Below are 22,284 nucleotides of genomic sequence, written 5' to 3' on the forward strand. Positions count from 1 at the left end.
GTGTCATGAGGTAGAGCGCCATCGTCACATTCACATACGCTGGATCCAGGCCACGTTCCTGAATATAGTGTGAGCGATAGCGCAGCATGCTCGGCTTGGCGTACGTGATGCGCCGCCCGGTCAGAATCGTCAATTGGTTGGCGATGTCGACATAATCGAGCGCCTCGGGTCCGGTGAGCGTATAGGCCGTATTGCGATGTGACTCCGGGTCGGCCAAGACGTACGCGATCGCCTTGCCGATATCCTCGGCGTCGATGAAGCTGACTTGACTGTTACCGGCCGGGATGAAGATCTCGTCGTCTTGACGGATCTCCTCGGCGTGGACGCCGGTCACGTTCTGCATGAAGAAACCCGGCCGGATATGAACGGATGGAACACCTGACTGCTCGATATACTTCTCGATCTTATAGTGGGGCGGGAACGGATTCGTCTCGACGCCCATGAGTGAAAGAAAAGCGACGAGCCGAATCGAACGTTCGGCCATCGCCTCAATGAACGGAACGAACACGTCCGCATCCCCGATCTGTGGCGGACGCATCAAAAAGACGCGATCGACCCCGTCGAGCGCCGCTTCGTACGTGTCCGGGTTTTCAAAATCGAGTTCGACGTGTCGTGCCGCCGTCGGGAAGCGCCGCTGTAGCTCGTCTAACTTACTCCCGGCAACGACGACTGCTTCTCCCCGTTCTTCTAAATACTTCACGACGTATTGTCCGACGTTCCCGGTCGCACCAGTCACTAAAATCGCTTGCTTCATAATAATCCCTCCTCTTTCCATTGTCTTATACGTTCACTTATCTGTGTTTGAACAATTTGTGCCAGTCGTCCCGATTTCTTCTCATTTTTAGGTAGGTCCATGGACTATATAGGGAAATACTGCACAATGTCGTATAATAGAGACAGATCAATCGACATCGTAGAGAGGAGGCCGACGCATGGACCGAAACCGATTTTATCGTTCATCCGCAAGGCACGGCCGAACACGTCCAAAACGAGCCATCCCGAACTATTCAGCACGACGCCTGCCGCACTCCCCCATCGCTTCACTCATTGAGGAAGTGCAGGATGCCGTCTGTTATATCGATTTTACCCGCAATCGCCTGTATACGAACCAACCGCTCCGTGCTTTCTGTCCGTCGCTGACGACACGGCGCTTCAACGATTTCGAGACCTTGAGCCGCTTCTTCCATGACGTGTTCGAACGGAACGGGGCCGACCCGGTCGCCGTGACGTCTTTTTGGGAAGAATTGCTCGACAATCGCTTCGGCTGCTGTCCGAGCATGGAACCCCACTACTTCCAGCTGGGCGACCGGACGCTGCAACTCATTTTGAACTTCACCCACACCCCGCGTGGCGTGTTCATCCTTTGGCGCGACGAGACCGAAGCACGCCGGTTCGAGGAGCAGAAAGACTCGTTTTTGGCCGAGTTGTCGCATGAGTTCCGCTCACCGCTCACCGCCATCAGCGGCTACACCGAACTGCTCATGTACCAACATACCGCTGACGAGAAGACGCACGGCATGCTGACGCTCGTGAAGCAAGAGGCGGAGCGGCTCGAGCGGCTCGTCGATAACTTCCTCGACTATCAACGCGTCAACTACTCCGCGGACTTGCTGACGCTGTCGACGTTCGCACTCAAACCGGTTCTTGAAGGGATTGTCGCCCACTATGAGACGACATCCCCGAATCACCAGGTCGTCTTGTCCACTTGCGACGCGACGATCGAGGCCGACCAGGAGAAGTTGTTGCAGCTGCTTCACAACTTGATCGGCAACGCCATCAAGTATTCACCGAAAGGCGGGACGATCCGGATTACGGGCTCGATGGACGATACGACGCTCGTCTTGTCCGTCCGTGACCCAGGCATCGGTATCCCTCCTGAGTCCATCCCGTACATCTTTGACGAGTACTACCGGGTCGACTCCGACTCCCACCGTCCGATCAAAGGGACCGGGCTCGGCCTGCGCATCTGCAAACGGATCGCCGAGGCGCACGGTTGGGGCATCCACGCCGACTCCGTGTACGGAGAAGGGACGACGTTCTCGATTTACTTATATGACTGATCAACAAAGGGGCCCGGCAATGTATGCCGGGCCCCTGTTTGTTATGCGGCTTTTCGAACCGGTGCGTCGCACTCGAGATCTTGGGCGCGCATCGCTTTGGCGTGCTTGAAGAACAATCCGAACAACGTCACCGTCCCGACCGTCGCGATGACGTACGGAATGATTCCGTCCATCTTGAAGCCGATCGGCGCCGTCAAGATATAGAACCAGACCGCATACAGCATGAACGTCCCCGGGACGAGCGCGATCCAGTAGTTGCGTCCTTTGATGTACAAGTACGTCGCCCCGACGAACAAGGCGATGACCGCCGTCGTCTGGTTGGCCCAGTTGAAATATTGCCAGAGGAGACGGAAGTCGACTTTCGTCAAGATGAACGAGATGACGAACAACGGGAGTGCGATCCAAAGGCGTGATGCGAACTTCTTCTGCGCGACTTTCATGTAGTCGGCGATGATCATCCGGGCGCTACGGAACGCCGTGTCACCTGACGTGATCGGCAAGACGATGACGCCGAGGATAGCGAGCGTGCCGCCGATGCTTCCGAGCATGAGCGTCGCCACTTCTTGGACGACGAGCGCCGGTGTGCCGGCGTTGATCATCGCGAGCAGTTCACCCGGCTCGAAAATGGCCATCGCGGCCGCTGCCCAGATCATGGCGATGACGGCCTCGACGATCATCATGCCATAGAAGATGCTGCGGCCATTGCTCTCTTTCATCGTCGTCCGCGAGATGATCGGTGACTGCGTTGCGTGGAATCCTGAGAGCGCGCCACACGAGATCGTGAAGAACAAGAGCGGCCAGATCGGCAAGCCGTCCGGATGCATGTTCGTGAACGTCATCTCCGGGACCTGATAGCCTTGGGCGAACAGGCTGACGGCGATGCCGACGGCGCTGATCAACAGGAGCGCCCCGAAGAACGGATAGATGCGGCCGATGATCTTATCGACAGGTAAGAGCGTCGCCAAAATATAGTAGCCGAAGATGGCAAAGAGCACCCAGGCGAGCGTCGACGCGTTACCGTCGAACAAGTTGTTGATCATGTTGGCCGGTGACGTGACGAACACCGTCCCGACGAGCAGTAGCAACAAGAGCGCGAACCCGTTGACGACGTGGCGGAGCGAGCGGCCGAGGAACTTCTCGGCGAGCTGTGGCAAGTGTGCCCCGTTGTTGCGGAGCGAGATCATCCCGGTCAAATAGTCGTGTACCGCCCCGGCAAAAATCGAACCGACCACGATCCAAAGAAATGCGACCGGACCGTAAAGCGCCCCCATGATCGGACCGAAGATTGGACCGACGCCGGCGATGTTCAACAGTTGGATCATCGAGTTCCGTTTCGTGCCCATCGGTACATAGTCGACATCGTCCCGTGACGCATAGGCGGGCGTCGTCCGCTCTTCCTTGATGCCAAACGTCTTCTCGACGTAACGACCGTAAACGAGGTACCCGACCAATAATAATCCTAGTGCGATAAAAAATGTAATCATCTTCTCTTCCTCCTATAATATGAACCATGTATGATTTCTGATTGTGAAGTTTATCACAATTAAAATATAACAGGCTTTTCTACGGGTGGATAGATACAATTGCTCACTATTTCACATGAAAATAACAATGTTCATTTTTTAGACAAACGTTGATGTTAAGCCGTTCTTATGAAAACGGTTACTTTTAGAATGAATCATTCCGCTTCCGGGAACAGTCAAGGAGAGACGTAGGGAAAGGATGAATCAAATGAAACGACAACGTGGATATTTAGCACTACCGGTCGCCGTCGCCTTCATCGTCATCTTCGGACTGTTGTTCGATAATTGGTGGCTCGGTCTTGGCATCGGCATCGCGATGTTCTTTGCTTTCCAAGGAACGAAGAAAAAAGCATGAAACGTTTTGACGAACCGCACGTAGAAGATAGGCAAAGGAGGTGGACTCTATGTCCGAATCAAAACATACGACAGGGAGTTACGCTTTCCCGCTTGCACTCGGCGTCGGCGTCACGTTCGCGATTGCTTTCGACAACTATCTTCTCGGGCTTGCGCTCGGGGTCGGTCTGTATTTTGCATTTAGCGATTCACCAAAGAAAACATGACACCGACCGCCTCATCGGGCGGTCGGTGTCATGTAAATTCGCGCTTCGTACGGAAGCAATCCGTCTGTTCCATTCTCCACATTTTGAAGAACGAGCGATTGAGCGTCGATCGAAAATGGAAGAGTCCGTGTTTCGTGCGAATGATTCAAGACAATCACGAAACGGACCTGTCCTAATTTCCGTTCATAAGCGTGAAGTGACTCATCCTCTGGCAATAAATCGGTGAACTCTCCGTATATGAGCGCAGGATTGTTTTTCCGAAGTCGAATCAACTGTTGATAATAGTGAAACACCGAATCCTCTCGCGACAAATCTGTCTCGACATTCAAACGCTCATAATTCGGATTAACTGGCATCCAGGGCTTGCCGTCTGTAAAACCCCCATGCTTCTGTGCGTTCCACTGCATCGGCGTCCGTGAATTGTCCCGGCTAAGCAGTTGTAGACTCGCGAGCACGTCTTTCGGGTCTCGTCCTTTCCCGACTTCCTCAGCGTAGCGATTTTTCATGGCGATGTCTTGATAGTCGTCAATCGAGTCGAACTTAACGCCGGTCATGCCGATCTCTTCCCCTTGATAAATATATGGCATCCCCGGCAGCGTATGCGTGAGTGTCGCGAGTAGCTTGGCAGAGGCGACGCGGTGCTCCCCATCGTTCCCGTAACGGGTCACTTGACGCGTGTGATCGTGGTTGTTCAAAAATTGCGAGTTCCACCCTCGCCCGTTCAATCCTTCATACCAATCCCGTTGAATTTGTTTGAACCGAAGCATGTCCCATGTCGGCATCTCATCGGCGATTTGGAAGTGGAACAGCGTATCGAGCTCTCCACGTGCCTCGTCGACATACAACAGTCCTTCTTCTGGTGCGACGAATGGGATCTCGCCGACCGTCATACAGTCGTAATGCTTGAGCACCTCGTCACGCATCTCTTGCAAATAGTCGTGAATACCCGGATTGTTGGCCAAGTAACTCAAATCGTATGGATTGTCGACGTCCGATAAATCGTTGCGCTTCGCCAGTAAATTGATGACGTCCATCCGGAAGCCATCGATGCCTTTGTCGAGCCAGAAGCGCATCATGTTGTAGATTTCGTGTCGCAGCTCTTCATTCTCCCAATTGAGGTCCGGTTGCTCGACGGCGAACGAATGATAATAATATTGGGCGCTTCTTTCGTCATACTCCCAGCATGACGGCGCGAAGTACGAGCGCCAATTGTTTGGCGCCTCCCCATCGACCGGGTCATGCCAAATGTAATAATCTCGTTTCGGCGACGTTTTGGATGCTTTTGCTTCGCGAAACCACGGGTGCTCATCCGACGTATGGTTGACGACGAGGTCTAAAATAACTTTCAGGCCGAGCTCGTGTGCTTCCTTGAGCAGTCGCTCGAAGTCCTCCATCGTCCCTGCCTTGTCCATGACCCGGTAATAGTCAGCGATGTCATAGCCGTTGTCTTTGTCGGGTGAGACGTAAAACGGATTGAGCCAGACGACGTCGGCACCTAATTCTTTGATGTAGCCTAGTTTTTGACGGACTCCTTCTAAATCTCCGTAGCCATCCCCGTTCGTATCCAAGAAACTGCGCCAATACACTTGATAGACGACTGCTTCTTTCCACCATGTTCGCTTCATTTTATCTCCCCCTATAGAAAGGCCTCGAGCGTTTTCACTCGAGGCAACATTCAAATATGTGTCAATACGTTGTCGAGCGTGAGTCCGGTCGTGTCTGTGAAGACAATATTCGCTTCTGTCAGGACGGCTGGGTCACCGATTCCGACAGCGAACATACCGGCCGCATGAATCGCTTCGACACCGGCCACCGCATCTTCGACTCCAATACACGCCTTCGGTTCGACCCCGAGTGCTTCTGCCGCTTTCAAGAATACTTCAGGATCCGGTTTTGACTGCGCGACCGTCGCCGCGTCAACGATATGGTCAAACGCATCGAGCAGGCCGAGCTGACGCGTCACCATCAATGCGTTTTTTGAGGCCGAGGCCATACCAATCTTATAGCCGGCTTGCTTCAACTCGCTCAAAAATGCCTCAATCCCTGGCAAGACGTCATCAGGCGTGATGTTTTTGATGAGTGACACATAGTGTTCATTCTTCTTCGTGGCCAATTGTTCCTTCTCTTCTGTCGAGAAATCGTTCTCCCGGCCACCGAGACGCAGAATTCGTTCGAGCGACTCCGTCCGGCTGACACCTTTTAGCGTCTCGTTGAACTCACGGTCGAACGGGATCGACAGTTCTTCCCCGAGCGCTCTCCACGCTAAATAGTGATATTCAGCGCTGTCTGTAATGACGCCATCCAAATCAAAAATAAAAGCTTTCATATCCATCTCTCCTTATTTGTCCCCACCGAGTCGTAAACCTTGCATGAAGTACTTGTTCAGCACGATGTACAAAATGATGATTGGGACGATACTGACGACCGAGGCCGCCATGATGTAGTTCCATTGTGTCGCGTTTTGGCTTTGGAACGACTGAAGTCCCAGCGTGAGCGTATACTTCTCTGGCGATGTGATATAGAGAAGCGGCTTCAAGAATTCGTTCCAGAAACCGAGAAAGACGAAGACGGCTTGCGTCGCGACCGAGGCTTTCGCCATCGGGAAGACGATGCGCCAAAACGTCTGGAATCGGTTCAATCCATCGACTTGAGCCGCCTCTTCGACTTCACGTGGGAAGTTGATGAAGAATTGCCGCATCAAGAAGATATAGGCAAAGTTTATCGCACCAGGTACGATCAGCGCCGCATACGTGTCTAAAATGCCGAGCGAGCGCATGATGAGATAGTTCGGGATGAGCAAAATCTGTCCCGGGACCATCATGACCGCTAGAATCAGCAAGAACAAGTAGTTCCGACCTGGGAATCGCAAGCGGGCAAGTGAATAACCGGCCATCGTATTAAAAATGACGTTGATGATTGTCCCCACTGTCGCGATGAAAAATGAGTTTAAGATCCAACGCGGAAACAATGGATCGTTCGTGAAGATGTGTTCATAGTTCGCAAGCGTCGGATTTTCGGGCCAAAGTGTCAGACCACCTGCGACAATCTCGCTATACGGTTTGAACGATGCGAGCACTGCCCATAGGAATGGGTACATCGTGACGAGCGCGTATGAAACGAGAATGACATACATGAGAATCCGTGGCCATTTTCTCTTTTTCATATCCCATTCCTCCTTAGTAGTTGGATTCTTCTTTATTTAACTTCCGAGCAAGCATCGATACGGTAAAGATGATGATCGTCAAAATGATGGCGAGCGCCGAGGCGTAGCCCATCGTCCCGATCGTTTGGAACGCATATTGATAAATGATCAGCGAGAACGTGAGCGTCGCATTGTTCGGTCCACCTGTCCCACCAGATATGATATAGGCTTGATCAAACAGTTGGAAACAACCGATGATCCCCATCAAAATGACGTAGTTCGTGACGGGTGTCAGGTTTGGGACCGTAATTTTCATCAATTTCTGCCATGCGTTCGCTCCATCTAACGATGCCGCCTCATATAAAGAAGTCGGGATATCTTGAAGTCCCGCGAGGTAAATCGTCATAAAAAATGGTACCGTCGACCAAATGTTCATGACCATGATCGTCGCAAGCGCAAAATCGGTCTCGTTGATAAAGTTGATCGGTGCCTCGAGCAAACCAAAGTTGACGAGCGCATTGTTAATCGGCCCGTTCAAACTGAACAGGAACATGAAAATCATCGTCAGCGCCGAGCTCGATGTGAGCGTCGGCAAGAAATAGATTGTCCGGAACGTGTTTTGGAACCGAATTCCAGAGTTGAGGACCGCCGCCATGAGAAGGGCGACCGCCGTCTGGATCGGTACGACGAAGAGTGCGTAACGGAACGTATTATTTAGCGCCGCCCAAACCCGGTCATCGTTCCAGGCGTTGACGTAGTTCGTGAAACCGACCCATTGAAAATCAATTCCGCCAAACAAGTTGACGCGCGTGAACGATAAGAATAACGAATAGAAGATTGGGAGTAACGTAAACGTCACTAAGAGGATAATCGTCGGCAACATGAACGTGACACCTTGCAGGGCTTCCCGACGATTACGCTCGTTCCCTTTCTTTTTTTGAGGACCTGGCGCCTGTGACGCTGTGTCAGCACGACGATTTATCTCGAGTTGAGTGCCCATTTGACCCTTCCTTTCCGAACAAAAGTAGGCTCGCGGTTTCACGCGAGCCCTTCTTCTTACTGCAACTGCGTCTCGATATCTTTATTCGCGGCCTCTTCAGCGCGCTTCATCGCTTCTTCGAGTGTCATATCCCCTGTGAGGGCTGCCGGCAACAAGTTGTTGTATTCACGGGCAACAATCGAGAGTGAATCTCCTTTTTGCCACGGTGTCGCGTAAGCTCCAGCCGCAACGAACGGTGCTTTCAATTCATCGTCTTGCAGGTTCAACTCTTCAGCAATCGACTTGAGCGATGGAAGGACACCTGCCCCTTCAGACCAAACCTTCATACCGTCTTTCGATGTCGCGTAGTTGATGAACTCCCAACCAGCCGCCTTCTCATCCGAATCACTGTTCAGTGAGTAAGACACTGTGAACATCATAGAACCGCTGTCGCCACCAATTGTCGGTACTTCTTTTGTTCCCATCTCAACGTCAGGGAAGTTTTGTTCGATATGTGAGATCGCCCAGTTTCCTTCAATCATAATGGCTGCTTTTTCAGCACCGAACGAGTCACCGGCCCAGCCTTGACCAAGATCTGCTGGACGTTGAACGAGCTTGTCTTGATACGCATCGACAAGCGGTTGAAGCGCTGCAATCTGATCAGGTTGTGATAAGACCGCTTTTCCATCACCGTCGACGACATCCGTACCGCCCGACTGCATGACGAACATATGACGTGCGAGTTCAGATGTTGTAATGGCTGGTGCGACACCCGAAGGTAACTTGTCTTTTAATTCAGCGAGGAAAGCTGGAAGTTCTTCCATTTCGGCCGGAATATCCTCTGCCGTGAAGCCCGCATCCTCAATCATTTGTTTGTTATAGTAAAGACCGAGCGTCGAATAGTCTTTTGGCAATCCGAACAATTTATCATCCGACTTAAACGCGTTGATGGCCGGCTCGTAGAAATCACCAAGGTCTTTTTCAGCTTGTTCAACATACTGATCAATCGGTTCGAGGACACCTTGTTTCGATAACTCGGGTGCTAGAAACGCATCGACGTAGAAGACGTCAGGCGCTGTACCACCGACCAAATCGGTCTGCAACTGGGTTTGATAGTCATTGTAGACTTTTTTCTTCACGGTGATGCCTGTTTCGTCGGTAAAGGCAGCAAGCATTTCGTCGAACGCCTTCACTTCAGCGTCCGTTCCCTTCCAAGTCCCAACTGTGATTTCTTTTCCTTCGAGTTCTGTTGGGTCTGAAGCCACTTGAGCTTCTTCTTCTCCACCGCAAGCTGCCGTGAAGACAAGACCTGATAACATTAAAACTGATAATGGCTTCGAAACTTTCTTATTCATGCGTGATTTCCTCCTCATGGATGATTAATCAATAAACTTTAAGTAACCGCTTTCAACTCACAACTCGATTTTATACCCGAAACGTTTCGGAAAGCAAGCATTTTTTTATATCCGATATCGACCCTTGATAAATAAGGGTTTGCAGCTTTATGTATCAGCGACTAGAATAGATATATAATCATTCTACAGGAAAACATTCATAACGTTTTCGGTGATAAGGAGTCTACTACCTATGGCAACTTTAAAAGACGTCTCGAAAGCTTCAGGTTTTTCGGTCACGACCGTCTCTCGAGCACTCAACGGGTACGATGACGTGAACAAAGAAACACGCGACAAAATACTAAGCATCGCCAAAGAGCTCGGATACAGCCCTAACATTTTGGCACGAAGCCTCGTCAAGAAGCAGTCAAAGACGATCGGCTTTCTCGTCACCGACCTAAAACGCGAGAGCGTCAAAGACAACTTCATGTTTGAGACGTTATGCGGCGTATCGGACGAACTAACAAAACTCGACTATGAATTCGTGTTATTGTCGACAACGACTTCAAAACAAAAAAATAAAACATACGGTCAAATGTGCGCCGAGCGCCAACTCGACGGCGTCGTCATCCAAGGATTAAAACGCGACGACCCTTACTTGCTTGAGGCAATTGAAAGTACGGTCCCTTGTGTCTTAGTCGACATCCCAATCGAGGGCGTAAATACCGGGTATGTGACGTCTAACCAACTAGAGAGTGCTAAACAAGCAGTCCGTTACTTGCTTCGCCTCGGCCACCGCCATGTCGCCTTTATGAACGGTTCCCCGCATGCCTATGTCTCGACCGTACGCTATGACGCCTACCGTCAAGTGCTTCAAGAGAACGGGGTCGATACATTTGACGACTACGTATTGAATGGTGATTTTGAAGAACTCGCCGCTAAAGAAGTCGCCCTACCGTTTTTATTGAACCACCCAGAAGTAACGGCCATCTTTTGTGCTTCTGACGTCATGGCACTCGGCGTTCTTCAAGCAACTCGTGAACTCGGTCTGAATGTGCCCGAGGACTTATCGATTATCGGTTTTGATAACATCTTGTTATCCCAATACGTATCGCCACCACTCACGACAATCGGTCAACAACCGTATGAAATGGGCCGGGCGGCAGCGGAGATGGTCGTTCATATTGTCGAAGGAAAAGACGTCCCCCACGAGGCGTTCGTCAATAACCAACTCGTTTTACGAGAATCAGTCACGAAAAATCGGCGATGATTAGTCATCGCCGATTTTTCGTATCGTCATAAATGCAAAAATTCCAACTGTAGCCCAATACAGCACCGCAAGCATCGGGACGTTGACCGGTAATAGGTCGATGATGGTACGAGCGACGAGCGGAGCTGTAATACCATACGCCGTGATCGTCCACGCTTCCTTATAGCGGATTGGCACGAAGCGTTTGAAGCTGAGACCAGCTAGCGCCAACAAGGAAATCAAGATGAGATGAACAACAAGGTCGAGCAGGATCGATCCATAAATATAGACTGGGTAAAACCAGTTTAAGTCTTCCAATACGCTTTGAACGTCACGCTCGGATAGTTCGCTGCTCCCGGTGAACGACAAGAGTGACGTGTAACCGTTCAATTCCGTCTCCACACCGCTCCGTTTGAAGACCCACCCCTCATCCACTAGCAATAGCGTCTGTTTCGTGTTCGTCGGTATTTCCTCCCCGACCATGACTGTCAAATCAAGTACCGGCACGTCGAAAACGAACGCCTCCTCATACTGCAATCCAGCATCCGTCACCGAAAAAGCCGGCAACTCGACCAGCTGAGTAGATTGATTCACCCACTTCACACCGTAAACAATCGTATTCGAGATCAACAGTGCGATCAAAACGTAAAAGACCGACTTCCAGATCGATTGGTCGCGCCACATTTTCACTTGATCGAATCGAAATCCCAAACTTGCAACTAATTGCTCCATGACAAACCTCTTTCCTAAAACGTTTCTAACCCCATTAAATCACGATTTATCATTCGAATAAACCCAATATATCAAAAATAGTGGTTGAACATCCGAAACGTTTCGGATAAAATGGGGTCGAATCAAGAAAGCGCTTTATCATACAGGAGGTTATACCGTGACAAACACACTGATGAACTATACGACTGGCACAGGTGATTTACAAAATTGGCTCGTCTCAGAGGACGGTTTCCGACCAGAGTGGCTCGGCAAAGGCGAAACGGTGTTTTCACTCGGAAACGGGTATATGGGGCTACGGTCCGTTACAGAAGAACATTATGCGAACGAGACACGAAACTTATTCGTCGCCGGAACGTTCAATAAATTTGCGGCGAACGAAGTGACAGAACTGCCAAATGCGGCGGATGTCTTATGGATGGAATTTAAATTGAACGGGGTTCGCTTCGATTTGACACAAGGAAAGATCCACGCCTATCGTCGCACTCTTAACCTAAAACAAGCGGAACTCATTCGAGAAGTGACGTGGGAAAGTCCAAACGGTGATGTGTTCGAACTCGTCTTCAAGCGGTTCGTCTCGATGGCGAACTTGCATAGTATCGCCCAACGCGTATCTATCACGCCGAAGCAACAGACAGTACTCGCCCTTACGTCAGGCATAAACGGTCAAACGACAAACAGCGGGGTTCAACATTTCCTCGAAGGGGCTAAACGCTTATATGACGGGCGTTTCATGCAACAAATTCAGACGACGACCGAATCGGGCATCGACTTCGCGTTCCATAGCGTGCACCACTTTATGCTCAATGAGACAATCGAGCCAAAATCAATCATCAAGATGGATCGTCGTAAAATCTTCTTTGACTACTCGGACATGATCATCCCCCAAGACGAGACGTTGACGATTGAGAAGTATTCGACCATCTTCACATCACGCGACAAAGAATTGACGGTCGAGACGACCGAAGAACTCGCGAATCACGCGCTCAACGTGACAAAAGAAATCGAGGCGATGGGATACGACCGCTTGCTCGAGGAGCATATCCAGACTTGGAACGAGCTTGTCTGGGAGCACGCCCCGATTGCAATCGAATCGAACGCGATGTTCGACCAGCTCGCAATCCGCTTCGCACAGTACCACTTGGCCGTCATGACACCGAAACATGATAATCGGATGAACGTCGGTGCGAAAGGCTTGTCGGGCGAAGGGTATAAAGGCCATACGTTCTGGGACACGGAAATATTTATTCTCCCGTATTACACGTATACGAACCCAAAAATCGCTCGCAGCCTGCTCGAGTACCGCTACCAATCACTTTCCGGCGCTCATCGCAAAGCGAAAGAGAACGGATACGAGGGTGCCATGTTCCCGTGGGAGTCGGCATGGCTTGATGATGGTGAAGTCACACCGATCTGGGGCGCGGCCGATATCGTCACAGGTGAAGCAACGAAAATTTGGTCGGGCTTCATCGAGCAGCACATCACGTCAGACATCGCCTTCGCCGCTTGGCAGTATTACCATGTCACCGGTGACCAGGACTTTATGGATCGCTACGGGTATGAACTGCTTATCGACACAGCCAAGTTCTGGGCAAGCCGCTTAGAGTGGGATGAAGAAACAAAGCGCTATGAGATCAACGAAGTAGTTGGACCAGACGAGTATAAAGAGCACGTCGATAACAACGCCTTCACGAACTATACGGCGCACTGGAACATTAACAAGGCAATCGAGTATGTCGAGTTGCTCCGTACGGATAAACCTGAACTTTTCGAGCAGTTGAACGACAAACTCGACCTAGAAACGGCGGACGAACGCTTCCGTCACGTGCTCGACTTAATTTACTTGCCACAAGTACGCGAGGACGGGGTGTTGCCACAAGACGACACCTATTTACAAAAAGAGATCATCGACTTGACGAAGTATAAGAATCAAGAGAACGTCGGTTCGCTGTTCCTCGACTATAACCTTGAACAAGTGAACGAGATTCAAGTGTCTAAACAAGCAGACGTTATGATTCTCATGTATTTGTTGGAAGATCTGTTCTCTGCGGACGTGAAACGCGCCAACTGGAACTATTATGAACCGAAAACGTTGCACGATTCGTCACTGTCTTTATCGACACATAGTGTTTTGGCATCTGATCTCGGCGATCAAGAATTGGCATACGATTTGTTCCGCCGCGCCTCTGAAATCGATCTCGGCCCGAACATGAAGACGTCAGACGCCGGTATCCATGCTGCTTCGCTTGGTGGCATTTGGCAAGCAGTCGTCAATGGCTTCGGCGGTGTCCGTATGACAGGCGGCAAGCTTCGAATTTCGCCGATGCTCCCGAAAGCTTGGACCTCACTCACGTTCTCAATCGACTGGCAAGGCGAGACGCTCGACGTGAAGGCGACGCAAGAAAAAGTGACGATCACTCGACGTCAACCAACAGATGATGCCGTCACAATCGAAGTGTATGGCGAAGAACGTTTAATCGTAGACGCTTTCACGAGCGAAGTGCTGTCGGTATGACGTTTCGTCCCCACTATCACTTCGCCCCGCCGTTCGGTTGGATGAACGACCCGAATGGACTGTGCCAGTATAATGGTGTCTATCATCTGTTCTATCAGTACCATCCGTTCGGGGTAGACTGGGACGATATGCACTGGGGACATGCCACGTCGACCGACCTCATTCGTTGGGAGCACAAACCAATCGCCCTTCGTCCCGGTCTAGACTATGACCAGGACGGGGTCTTCTCAGGGAGCGCCCTCGTGAAAGACGGCGTACTTCACTTGTATTATACCGGCAACGTGTGGCTTGATGAGAAACGCGAGGCGCTCAGGCAAGTTCAATGCCTCGCCACGTCAGCAGATGGCAACACGTTCAAAAAGCATTTAGACAATCCAATCATCTCCGGCGAACCCGCACGGGGTAACGCTCACGTCCGCGACCCGAAAGTATGGGAACAAGACGGGCGCTACTACATGGTACTAGGTACGCGTGACGCGACAGACGGAAAAGTCGTCCTCTATGACTCGGACGATGCCATTCATTGGTCTGAGCGCGGCGTTATCGCTGGGGAGACGGGCGAACACGGTTGGATGTGGGAATGTCCCGACCTGTTTCACCTTGACGGTCACGACGTCTTGCTCCTTTCACCCCAAGGGATGGAGCAAGACGGTGATCGGTATCATAACTTACATCAGTGCGGGTACTTCGTCGGTCACCTTGACTTGAACGCCCCGCTCTTCACACACGGCACTTTTACCGAACTCGATTACGGCCACGATTTTTACGCCGCCCAAACGTTCCTTGACGAACGAGGACGACGCATCTTGATCGCCTGGAACGCTATGTGGGAACGCGACTGGCCTGAACAAATCGAGGGATGGACGAACCAAATGACGATCCCGCGAGAATTGTCGCTTCGAAATGGACAGGTATACATGACCCCAATCGAAGAAATGATGTCCCTTCGCCAGACCAGTCATCGTGTGGCTGGACCCAAATTTGAAGGTGATGCGTTTGAACTTACAGTCGAAGCTCAAGGAGACTTTTGTTTCTCCTGTTTCGGGAAGGCCGCTACCTTCTCGAAAACAGGCGACAGACTCGAATTGACACGCGGACGAGAAGTGCGCCGACTGCAAGCGAACGGTCGTACGTTCCGCATCTTCGTCGACGCTTCTTCAATCGAAGTGTTCGTCAATGACGGGGAATTCGTCTTCTCAAGTCGGGTCTACCCGAGCAATCAACGTACCCACGAACTGACTGGGGATGTGACCGCAACGCTTCATCGTTATTAATAAAAAACACGAGCATCACAAATGATAAGAGGCCATCAGGAGCGAATCAGTTGCTCCCGGTGGCCTCTTTCCTATGAATCTACAGTGCTGTCCCCGCTTCTTACTTCTCGTTCATCGCCTGATTTCGAGCGTCTCGAACAGCTTCGACGGACGCGCCTCGAGACAGTTTCCGTTCTCGTCGAACAACGTCATATGACGGGGCGCGACGTAACATGCCACTTTTTCACCGATTGCGAGCGGCCATTGACCGGCCCATTTGGCAATCCACTCGGCATCCCCTAAATGAAACGTGAGCATGGTTTCCGCACCGAGTACTTCAATCCTTTTCAACTCGGCATAAAAGGTCACATCTGCTCCCGCCGGCAGGATGTGCTCGGGTCGGACTCCAAGTATCGCCTGTTCTATTTCCGTGACCAATAAGGGACGGAACAGACGACCGTCGTTGACAGACCATCCCTTGTCACTTCGTGTCACAGGCGTCAAGTTCATCGGGTGTGTACCGAGGAACGATGCGACGAACGTATTCGCCGGCTTGTTGTACAAGTCGAGCGGTTTACCGATTTGCTGAGCGCGACCGTTATTCATGATCATCATTCGGTCCGCCATCAACATCGCCTCGCTCTGGTCTTGGGTCACGTACAGAAACGTCAGACCAAAATGTTGTTGCCATTGCCTAAGCTTCGCGCGAAGTTCCGTTCGAAGTTTGACATCAAGGTTCGAGAACGGTTCATCGAGCAAGTAGATCTGCGATTCCGTGCTGAGCGCTTGAGCCAAAGCAATCCGTTGTCGTTCCCCCCCTGAGAGTTCGTATGCTTTTCGTTTCATCAGGTCGGACAGTTCAAACAGATTGACCATCTGACGACATCGGTCTTGTCGCACGGAACGTGTCAAGCCTCTTCCACGCAATGCCCATGCCATGTTTTGCTCAACGGTCAAAAAGCGATAGAGCGTGTCCTGCTGGGACAAAAGCGCCACCTCTCGTTCCTTCGGTTTCAACCGATTCGTCGCGACACCGTCAATGCGGATCGTCCCGCTCGTCGGCGACTCCATACCAGCAATCATGCGAAGGAGCAAACTTTTTCCGCAGCCTGATGGGCCGACAATCGCAAAACATTCGCCCGCCTCGACCATCATATCAAGCTCGCTTATGACTTCACGGTCCCCATACTTTTTTCTAACATGTTGTAGCTGGAGCGATTTCATATTGAACTCTGCTTGTCGCTCTTCTGAAGTGTCACGTCCAATCGAACGGCAGACGCATCAAACTGTCCATGGTAGACGGTAATGGGGCGGCACACCACGTTGTATGTCACGATCGGAAGAGAGATGGAAGGGATAGCATCCCACGTTTGAGAGTTAGGTTGACTCGAACAAGGATCACCTTGTTTTGTTTCAAGTTCTACTGCGTGCATATCGCTATTCATCTGAATCATTCCTTTCTAAAAAAGGACCAACAGAAACATGACGTCACGGACGTGTGGGCTTCTGCTGGTCTCTCGAATGTTCTACCGAATGCTATTCACTTGGCATGAGGGGCCTCACAAGCCTTATCGTACCGGACAAATGTAAAGCCCCTATGAACGGTTTGCAAAAGTTTATGAAGACGACGTAAAAAAACCGATTCACGGGGAATCGGTCAATGTCTGTCGCGCCTTCGCCAAGATGTCGGCTTTGACGTCGTCGTCACGCCCTTGCCAGTTGCGGACCATCATCTTCATACGTTGGTTGTTCGAGAAGCGTTCCTCGTGCTTGTCGATGAAGTTCCAGTACAGGGCGTTGAACGGACAGGCGTCAGCCTCGGTCGTCTGTTTCGGGTTATACTTACAGCCTTTGCAATAGTCGCTCATCCGGTCGATGTATTTGCCTGAGGCGATGTACGGCTTCGTCGCAAGACGTCCCCCATCAGCGTGGAGCGCCATCCCGAGCACGTTCGGCAACACGACCCAGTCGTAGGCATCGATGTACATCTCGTTGAACCAGTCGCTCGTCTGTTGTGGTGAGATCTCGAACAGCGTCGCATAGTTACCGAGCACCATCAGCCGCTGGATGTGATGATTGTGCGCCCGCTCGACGACCGGCTTCAGACTCTCGTGCATACAGTTCAGGTCCGTTTCCGCGTCCCAAAACAAACCCGGTAAGTCACGCTCGTGGTTGAACGTGTTCACGTCTCGATAATCGGGCATCAACGCCACATAGACGGCGCGCATGTATTCCCGCCAACCGAGGATTTGGCGGACGAACCCTTCGACTGAAGCGAGGGGTGCGTCGGTCGCGCATGCCGCTTCGACGACCTCATGCGGTGTCAGCAGTCCGACATTGATCGCCGCCGACAACAGACTGTGCGACATCTCCGGGTTTTCGGTCAACATCGCATCCTGATACGGACCGAACGTCTCGAGCCGCTCGTCGACGAAACGCTTGAGTGCTCGCCTTGCCTCGTCCCGCGTCACCGGCCAAGCGAACGGTTCGATTTGTCCAGGGTGGTCGGAAAACGTCGTCTCGACTTTTCGGATCACATCTGTCGTGATGGCGTCAGGTCGGAAGTGGATGGCCGGTGGGAACGTGAGCCCGGATTTTGGCGGCTGGCGATTATCCGCGTCGAACGACCACTTGCCGCCTTTTGCCTTCCCGTCTTCGAGCAACACGTCAAACCGTTTGCGCATATGACGGTAGAACCGGTCCATCCGCCACGGCTCGCTGCCGAGCGTGTCGACGGCCTCTTGCTTCGTTAAATAGAAGAGCGGCACGTCCGTATGTTCGATGAGCTCGTGCTGGTCTCCGAACTGCTTCAGCTTCCGCTCCATCGGCTCATCGGTGACGGCCGTGTAGTGAATCGCATCGGGATTAAAGCGGCTGAAGTGGTCGTCCCACGCGTCTTGGAACGAGTCGGCCTCGTGGTAGTCGACGGTGAAGCCGCGCTCGCGTAGCTCCTCGGCGAAATGCCGCATCGCCGAGAAGATGAGGACGAGCTTTTGTTTATGATACTTCCGCCACATCGCCCGTGACGTCGCCTCGATCATGACGATGACGTCATCGGCTTTGACATGTTCGAGCATCTCGAGGTCGTGTGATAACTGATTGCCGAAGATCCAAAATGAGCGCACGGATTCATCCCCTCTCTGTTTTTTTGATTGTGTTACACTCAATTTACATCTGCTTCATTTAGAAAGGAATGGTTCGATGCGCCCGAAACGTCTGCAAACATGGGTCGACAGCCAATACGAGAACCCGCGCGGTATCGTCGGGACGTACATCGGCGAGAAGATGGTTCGCCAACACCGGGTCGAAGTCGACTGGACGATTGAACAGTTGGCGGTTCAGCCGGGCGACCGCATCCTCGACCTCGGTTGTGGAGCCGGTGACGCGATCGCGCAAATGCTTCGTAGCTTTGATGAGGTGCACGTGACCGGGCTCGACCGTTCCCCGACCATCGTCCGCTCAGCCTCAAAACGAAATCGAGCGGCCTTGCAAGCAGGGCGAGCCGAGGTCGTCGAAGGCGACCTCGAGACACTCCCGTTTCCGGAAGGGAGTTTCAATCACGTCTTCAGCATCCATACGCTCTACTTCTGGAAAGACTTGACGAAGACGCTCTCCGAGATTGAACGTGTCCTCAAACCAGGCGGCTCGTTCGTCATCACGTACTGTGACGGGAAAGGCGACGTGACCTGGGACGGGATCACGACGCTCGTCCGGGAACAGCTCATCCCTTCCGCCAAGACGCTCGGTATGACAGACGTCTCTGACCAGCGCGGACCTGATTCTCGCGATTATCGTACGGTCGCGGTGAGTGGACGCAAAACGCAATCCTAATTGAGCAACCCCTCTCACAACAACAGCCCCTTTCTTTATTCGTTATAAAGAAAGGGGCTGTTCGTATATAGATGTAATCGGTCAATAGACAACATCCGCAGAAGCGATGTCGTACCGGATCCGCGTCCCTTCCGTTTCCGCAATCGCCCCTTTTAACGAAGCGACGTCTGTGATCACCGCTTCTCGATTCGAATCAGCTTCAACAAACTGGAGGGCCGCCTCTACTTTAGGCAACATACTACCGGCCATAAAATGATTCTCCTCAATCAACTGTTCAAGACGAGACGTCGAGACGGTCTCCAATTTCTCTTGGTTCGGTTGATTGAAGTGGATGTAGACGTTAGATACTCCCGTGATGATCATCAAATGCGTTGCTTCAATCGACCGGGCCAGCTGCGCGGCGGCAAAGTCCTTGTCGATAACAGCTTCCACGCCTCGAAGCGTGTATTGCTCACGGACGACAGGGACGCCGCCCCCACCTGCAGCGATGACGAGATGGCCTGCATCAAGCAAGTCTTGAATGACCGGTGCCTCAACGATACGGATCGGCTTCGGACTGGCGACGACTTTTCGATATCCGCGTCCCGCATCCTCGACCATCACATCGCCTTTCATACGCATCTCGACCGCTTCCTTCTCAGTATAAAACGGGCCAATCGGCTTTGTCGGATGATCGAATGCAGGGTCTGATAAGGCGACTTCCGATTGCGTGATCATCGCGACGACTTGTCGCTCCATGCCTCGACGGGCGAGTTCGTTCTTCAATAGCTGTTGGAACCAATACCCGATCATGCCTTGCGACATCGCTCCGCACGTCCCTAAATCCATCGCCGGTGTCTTCTCCGAATTCGCCATTTGTTGTTGAATCAAAATCGCACCGATTTGGGGGCCGTTCCCATGACTGAGCACGACTTCATGTCCTGCCTCGACCAAGTCGGCGATGTGACGCGCCGTTTCCATGATGGCGTGTCGTTGTGCTTCTGCCGTCCCATCGTCCGTTAAAATCGCATTCCCTCCGAGAGCAATGACAATTCGTTTTTTCATCTGTCTAATTCCTCCATTTCTTGTTTCAATGCCAAATATATTCCGAGCGCAGTATCCTGTCCTGATGAACTCCCAAACGTGATGAGACGTTCCCATTCAACCTCACAATTTGAGAACGATTCGGTCAACAGCACTGTAATCAGCCTTTTTAATTCGCTCGTATATTCTCCCCGCAGTGCCGCCTCATAAAAAGCGACAGAACTTCGTGTCGTTCGATATTTAGCTGTCATCACGTAATCGTTCTGCCATTTCATCGGCCGTCCCAATACCTCACATACGGCCATATAGCCAATTAAGACGTCATCGCCGCTCGGCGTCAGTCCTTTGCCGTAGCCGATCAGACGTTTCCCTTCTGCTTGACCGATGTTCGTCAAATATTCGTACAGCGGTTCTCGTCTCTCTTCATAGGCGTAACTCCAGTCGTGACCGAGTTCGCGCAATCGTGCCTCCATCTGCCTGAGGTTTAAGGCCAGTTCATAGCGCTTTGGCTCGATACGTTCCATGTTCATTTTCAACACCTGGTCTGGATAGATCGTTATCCCGCTCGGCACGTGGTGAATTGTCGCACCGATGCCCGCCAATAGACAATCTCCTACTCTCCACTCCAATCGATCGACCGTCTTCACATGAATTCCAAAAGGCGTATGTCCGTTCTTCGTCGTACCGATGTAAATCAAGTGTCCCCCCATTCGCAGGTTATAACCGTTTCGAAAGACGGCCTCGACTTGTAACGCTTGGGGGAATTCTTGAAGGAGAGAGGCAGCATACGTACTGTACGCCGCCCCGATTTGTCTCATGCGTGTTGCACCAGTCCTAATTTTTCAGCGTATGCTTCGAGCGCCTTCTCGAAGCAGGCCAGTGGAGCACGAACCGTTCCCGCACCGACTTGGCCGATACCTGGCTCCCGGTGTGCGATTCCTGTATTGATGATTGGTGTGATCCCGGTCTCGACGACTTTCCGGATATCAATACCGACGCAGGCACCTTGGAAATCCCATGATGGAATACTCAAGTTCGGGTTATGTCGATCGCAAATTTCGTTCATCTCTTCACTGATTGCGAGCGCTTCGCTCGATCCTGCCCGGCCGAGGAACCGCGTAACACCTGGCGCAGCGACCATCGCCATCCCACCGACCCCATACGTTTCCGCAATCGCACTGTCACCGATGTCCGGGTTCGCATCGTCTTGGCTGTAGCCTGTGAAGAACAAGCCTTCCGGCATGTTGACGGGTGCCGTGAACCATTCGTCCCCCATACCGCTGATTCGAATTCCAAAATCTTTCCCGTTTCGGGTCATAGCCGTCACGATCGTGCCCGCTTCGTGCCGTCGAGCCTCGTCTAGGATTGCTTTTCCGGTCGCCATCATGACGTTTAAAAAGAACTGATCGGTATCGGCCAAGAACTGCAAGACGTCACGTCGTTCCGTTTCATCGATGTCCGCCAACATAAGGTAAGGTGCCAATTCTTTTAGCAACAACACCGAGGCCGCGATATTTCGTTGGTGGAACTCATCCCCCATCGTGATGGCTTTCGAGATGATGACGTTCAAGTTGATCCCGTCGCCTGCTTGTTTCAACGTTTGTGAGAGGACCGGCCCCAGGACGTCTTTCATCCAGTGGAGGCGTGCGATGACTTCTGCATCGTTGGCACCAAACCGCATCACTTTTCCGATTCCTTCGTTCATCGTGCAGTACGCTTTCGCACTTCCGTTTCGGTTTTCGACAACGAGGACCGGCATATGTCCAGACGTGATCCCGCCCATCGGTCCGACCGCTTTCACATGATGACACGGGATGAACGTCACGTCTCCGCGCTCGAGCATCGCTTCCGCCTCTTCATAATCGTCGGTCCACTGCTCAAAGATGATCGCCCCTATGGCCGCTCCTTTCATCGGCCCCGTCATGTCTTGGTACGCAATCGGTGGGCCAGCATGGAGAAGTACTTTTTCTTTCAATTCTGGAATGACCGTGTGGGCTGGGACGACGTCCGTCAAAAACGGTTGTCCTCCGATAATCGTTTGAATCACCTTGTCATTTGCTTCTTGAATCATCGCTCCGATACTCAT

The 22,284-nt window shown here is 51.9% G+C and carries 20 protein-coding genes; 7 read left to right on the forward strand and 13 right to left on the reverse strand.

The features are described 5' to 3' along the window. Positions 1–754: NmrA family NAD(P)-binding protein (locus tag A6395_RS05945; RefSeq protein ID WP_252100519.1), on the reverse strand; the 754-nt coding region annotated here is incomplete at its 3' end. A 178-nt stretch (positions 755–932) separates the two neighbouring features. On the opposite strand from A6395_RS05945, the gene A6395_RS05950 reads away from it, so the two are divergent. After that, positions 933–2,060, forward strand: coding sequence for a sensor histidine kinase (locus A6395_RS05950; RefSeq protein WP_252100520.1), 1,128 nt, complete (start codon positions 933–935; stop codon positions 2,058–2,060). A 41-nt stretch (positions 2,061–2,101) separates the two neighbouring features. Here A6395_RS05950 and A6395_RS05955 read toward each other — a convergent pair whose 3' ends face one another. Then, on the reverse strand, positions 2,102–3,544 hold the full coding sequence (locus A6395_RS05955; RefSeq protein ID WP_071398314.1) for a carbon starvation CstA family protein: 1,443 nt from the start codon (positions 3,542–3,544) through the stop codon (positions 2,102–2,104). A 247-nt stretch (positions 3,545–3,791) separates the two neighbouring features. Here A6395_RS05955 and A6395_RS16075 point away from each other — a divergent pair, with 247 nt between their 5' ends. Continuing rightward, positions 3,792–3,938, forward strand: coding sequence for a hypothetical protein (locus A6395_RS16075; protein WP_173647376.1), 147 nt, complete (start codon positions 3,792–3,794; stop codon positions 3,936–3,938). Positions 3,939–3,987: 49 nt separating this feature from the next. After that, on the forward strand, positions 3,988–4,143 hold the full coding sequence (locus tag A6395_RS15970; RefSeq protein ID WP_158625507.1) for a hypothetical protein: 156 nt from the start codon (positions 3,988–3,990) through the stop codon (positions 4,141–4,143). 11 nt (positions 4,144–4,154) lie between these two features. On the opposite strand, the gene A6395_RS05960 is transcribed toward A6395_RS15970, so the two are convergent. Genes A6395_RS05960 through A6395_RS05980 form a run of 5 tightly spaced genes read right to left on the reverse strand, consistent with a single transcriptional unit; the run spans position 4,155 to position 9,619 of the window. Next, positions 4,155–5,768: an alpha,alpha-phosphotrehalase gene (locus tag A6395_RS05960; protein WP_071398315.1), complete on the reverse strand. Its 1,614-nt coding sequence runs from the start codon at positions 5,766–5,768 to the stop codon at positions 4,155–4,157. 50 nt (positions 5,769–5,818) lie between these two features. Then, a complete protein-coding gene (gene pgmB, locus A6395_RS05965; protein ID WP_071398316.1) occupies positions 5,819–6,469 on the reverse strand; it encodes a beta-phosphoglucomutase in 651 nt (216 codons plus the stop codon). Between the two features lie 12 nt (positions 6,470–6,481). Further along, complete coding sequence (locus A6395_RS05970; RefSeq protein WP_071398317.1) at positions 6,482–7,306, reverse strand: carbohydrate ABC transporter permease; 825 nt, start codon at positions 7,304–7,306, stop codon at positions 6,482–6,484. A 13-nt stretch (positions 7,307–7,319) separates the two neighbouring features. After that, on the reverse strand, positions 7,320–8,285 hold the full coding sequence (locus tag A6395_RS05975) for a carbohydrate ABC transporter permease (RefSeq protein WP_071398318.1): 966 nt from the start codon (positions 8,283–8,285) through the stop codon (positions 7,320–7,322). Positions 8,286–8,341: 56 nt separating this feature from the next. Next, positions 8,342–9,619, reverse strand: coding sequence for an ABC transporter substrate-binding protein (locus A6395_RS05980; protein ID WP_071398319.1), 1,278 nt, complete (start codon positions 9,617–9,619; stop codon positions 8,342–8,344). 232 nt (positions 9,620–9,851) lie between these two features. On the opposite strand from A6395_RS05980, the gene A6395_RS05985 reads away from it, so the two are divergent. Continuing rightward, complete coding sequence (locus A6395_RS05985) at positions 9,852–10,868, forward strand: LacI family DNA-binding transcriptional regulator (protein ID WP_071398320.1); 1,017 nt, start codon at positions 9,852–9,854, stop codon at positions 10,866–10,868. Here A6395_RS05985 and A6395_RS05990 read toward each other — a convergent pair whose 3' ends face one another. Then, positions 10,869–11,579 carry a DUF1189 family protein gene (locus A6395_RS05990; protein WP_071398321.1) on the reverse strand — a complete coding sequence of 237 codons (711 nt, stop codon included), beginning with the start codon at positions 11,577–11,579 and terminating at the stop codon, positions 10,869–10,871. It lies immediately after the preceding gene. 172 nt (positions 11,580–11,751) lie between these two features. Here A6395_RS05990 and A6395_RS05995 point away from each other — a divergent pair, with 172 nt between their 5' ends. Beyond that, complete coding sequence (locus A6395_RS05995) at positions 11,752–14,091, forward strand: glycoside hydrolase family 65 protein (protein WP_084812973.1); 2,340 nt, start codon at positions 11,752–11,754, stop codon at positions 14,089–14,091. Further along, complete coding sequence (locus A6395_RS06000) at positions 14,088–15,365, forward strand: glycoside hydrolase family 32 protein (protein ID WP_071398322.1); 1,278 nt, start codon at positions 14,088–14,090, stop codon at positions 15,363–15,365. The genes A6395_RS05995 and A6395_RS06000 overlap by 4 nt, the downstream gene beginning before the upstream one ends. Before the next feature lie 111 nt (positions 15,366–15,476). Here the strand turns inward: A6395_RS06000 and A6395_RS06005 are convergent, their stop codons facing one another. Both A6395_RS06005 and A6395_RS06015 read right to left on the reverse strand, forming a co-directional pair. Beyond that, the gene (locus A6395_RS06005) at positions 15,477–16,568 is read right to left on the reverse strand and encodes an ABC transporter ATP-binding protein (protein ID WP_071398323.1); all 1,092 of its coding nucleotides are present in this window, start codon (positions 16,566–16,568) and stop codon (positions 15,477–15,479) included. A 419-nt stretch (positions 16,569–16,987) separates the two neighbouring features. Continuing rightward, a complete protein-coding gene (locus A6395_RS06015) occupies positions 16,988–18,469 on the reverse strand; it encodes a cryptochrome/photolyase family protein (protein WP_071398325.1) in 1,482 nt (493 codons plus the stop codon). A 76-nt stretch (positions 18,470–18,545) separates the two neighbouring features. Here A6395_RS06015 and A6395_RS06020 point away from each other — a divergent pair, with 76 nt between their 5' ends. Further along, positions 18,546–19,175, forward strand: coding sequence for a class I SAM-dependent methyltransferase (locus tag A6395_RS06020; protein WP_071398326.1), 630 nt, complete (start codon positions 18,546–18,548; stop codon positions 19,173–19,175). A gap of 81 nt (positions 19,176–19,256) precedes the next feature. On the opposite strand, the gene arcC is transcribed toward A6395_RS06020, so the two are convergent. Genes arcC through A6395_RS16135 form a run of 3 tightly spaced genes read right to left on the reverse strand, consistent with a single transcriptional unit; the run spans position 19,257 to position 22,284 of the window. Continuing rightward, complete coding sequence (gene arcC, locus A6395_RS06025) at positions 19,257–20,219, reverse strand: carbamate kinase (protein ID WP_071398327.1); 963 nt, start codon at positions 20,217–20,219, stop codon at positions 19,257–19,259. After that, entirely contained in the window at positions 20,216–21,016 is an 801-nt protein-coding gene (locus tag A6395_RS06030; protein ID WP_071398328.1) for an oxamate carbamoyltransferase subunit AllH family protein, read from the reverse strand. Before A6395_RS06030 ends, arcC begins: the two co-directional genes overlap by 4 nt. Continuing rightward, positions 21,013–22,284 (reverse strand): YlbE family protein, encoded by a 1,272-nt coding sequence (locus A6395_RS16135; protein WP_071398329.1) that lies wholly within the window; start codon positions 22,282–22,284, stop codon positions 21,013–21,015. Before A6395_RS16135 ends, A6395_RS06030 begins: the two co-directional genes overlap by 4 nt.

This window comes from Exiguobacterium sp. SH31, from assembly GCF_001816105.1.
Classification (GTDB): domain Bacteria; phylum Bacillota; class Bacilli; order Exiguobacteriales; family Exiguobacteriaceae; genus Exiguobacterium; species Exiguobacterium aurantiacum_A.